Annotated in this window: 1 protein-coding gene and 1 pseudogene; both read left to right on the top strand. The window is 64.1% G+C overall.

All coding sequences use genetic code 11. From position 1 onward, the window contains the following. Positions 1-94: pseudogene (locus tag EN884_RS35740) on the top strand (50S ribosomal protein L17); the annotation flags it as partial. Positions 95-293: 199 nt separating this feature from the next. Then, a partial coding sequence (locus EN884_RS35735; RefSeq protein ID WP_128361117.1) for a trypsin-like peptidase domain-containing protein occupies positions 294-1,464 on the top strand: 1,171 nt, incomplete at its 3' end.

The raw sequence follows: 1,464 nt of genomic DNA, 5'->3' as shown, positions 1-1,464 counted from the left end.
CGAGTTCGTCGATCGCGACGTCTCGGCCAAGGGCGCCGGCGACCGCGCTCGCATCGAGGCCGAAAGCGCTGATGCGGACGCCGCAGCCGCATAAGGCTCGGTTTTCCCAAATGAGTTCAAAGGGGCCTGCGGGCCCCTTTTTGTTTTCTGAAAGCAGCAAACCGCGCCGGAATCCGATTTCCGGGCATGCCCCTGGGGTTTTGGCCCAAAATAGTCGGATTTCAGCGGCTTAGCCTTTCATTTTGCACAATCGTCGGGACAATGCCCCCGAACTTGCCTTGGAGGATTCGCGAATGCGCGCCAGAAGACTGCCCTTTGTTCTGCTTTTCGCCATCATGGCGTTTGCGGCCGCACCGGTGGTCAGGCAGGCATTGGCCGAGGAGACCAAGACCGATCCCGGCCTGTCCGATGTGCTGACCGACCTGCTGCATGGCGTCGAGGGCGAGAACGCGACGTCCGGTCCCGACAAGCGCGTGCCGTTCGGCCGCGAGGAGGTGCAGCTGTCGTTTGCGCCGCTGGTCAAGCAGACGGCGCCGGCGGTGGTCAACGTCTATGCCTCGCAGACCGCCAAGGTGACATCGCCTTTCGACGGTGATCCGTTCTTCGAGGAATTCTTCGGCCGCTCGCAGCCGCGTGCGCAGTCTTCACTGGGTTCCGGCGTGCTGGTCGATCCGACCGGCGTCGTGGTCACCAATTACCACGTCATCAAGGATGCCGACCGGGTCAAGGTGGCGACCGCTGATGGGCGTGAGTTCGACAGCAAGGTGCTGCTCAAGGACGAGACTCTCGACCTTGCCGTGCTCAAGATCACCTCGGACAAGCCGTTTCCGGTCATTGCCATCGGCGATTCCGACGCGCTCGAGGTCGGCGACCTGCTGCTGGCCATCGGCAACCCTTTCGGCGTCGGCCAGACCACCACCAGCGGCATCGTCTCGGCACTGGCCCGCAGCCATATCGGCGTCTCCGATTCCAGCTTCTTCATCCAGACCGACGCCGCCATCAATCCCGGCAATTCCGGCGGCGCGCTGATCAACATGGGCGGCCAGCTGGTCGGCATCAACACGGCCATCTACAGCCGCAGCGGTGGTTCGATCGGCATCGGCTTCGCCATTCCCTCGAACATGGTTCGCGCCTTTGCCGACGCGGCCAAGGCCGGGCTCGACTTCTTCGAACGGCCCTATATCGGCGCCGAGTTCGAAGCGGTGACGCCGCAGATCGCAGAATCGCTCGGCATGGAGAAGCCGACCGGTGCGCTGGTCTCGTCGGTCGAGGCGACCGGACCGGCCGCCAAGGCAGGGCTCAAGCCCGGCGACGTGGTGCTGCAGCTCAACGGCAAGCCGGTCGAGAGCATCGAAGCGCTGGACTACCGGATGGCGACGCTGTCGATCGGCACCACCGCCAATTTCGCGGTTCTGACCAAGGGCCAGCAGGCGGCGATGGATATCGCGCTGGAGCGTGCTCCGG

The organism is Mesorhizobium sp. M7A.F.Ca.AU.001.01.1.1 (genome assembly GCF_004022735.1).
GTDB classification, from domain to species: domain Bacteria; phylum Pseudomonadota; class Alphaproteobacteria; order Rhizobiales; family Rhizobiaceae; genus Mesorhizobium; species Mesorhizobium ciceri.
Note: the sequence above shows the minus strand (reverse complement) of the source record. Positions and strands in the feature narration are given on the sequence as shown.